The 519-nt window shown below is 60.7% G+C and carries 1 pseudogene; it reads left to right on the top strand.

The features are described from left to right. Positions 1-310: 310 nt before the first annotated feature. A pseudogene (locus EOA27_RS39605) lies at positions 311-519 on the top strand (isoprenylcysteine carboxylmethyltransferase family protein); the annotation flags it as partial.

A 519-nucleotide genomic window follows, 5' to 3' on the forward strand; every position in this document is an offset into this window, starting at 1 on the left:
TGGTCACCGCCAGGACCTTGATCAGCCAGAAATCGAGGGTGACGTCCGGGACCCGGTTCAATTCGAACCCGTATTCGTTGGCTGTCATGGTCATGGCTATGGCTGTCATCCTGTAAGGGCCGGTCGTCGGCGCTCTGTTCAAGCCGACAACCCGTGGCAATCAGGCTAGACGCGTAAATTCACCGCGGCCTGTCCGCATCCTTACAAATTCGTAAGGACGGCCAAAAACATTCGCCGGGTCTCGTCATCGCCCGGCGGAAGCGCTAGAGAAAGCCCGGCGTCCGTCTCGGCGCCGCAGCGGTGAGAAAGAATGGCCTCCCTCAAAGCGGCGCCGAAAGCGTTCGACCAGCACAAGCGCCTGATCTTCGTGCAGGTGGCAGCCGTGCTTGCCGTCATCCTGCTTCTCTTCAGCAGACCGGCGCTGGCCGAAGGATCGAACGGACATGAATCGCTGGAGACGATCGGCTTCGCGATGGTGCTGGCCTGCTTCCTGGGCCGGCTGTGGAGCATCCTTTTCGT

Source organism: Mesorhizobium sp. M2A.F.Ca.ET.037.01.1.1, assembly GCF_003998075.1.
Lineage (GTDB): Bacteria > Pseudomonadota > Alphaproteobacteria > Rhizobiales > Rhizobiaceae > Mesorhizobium.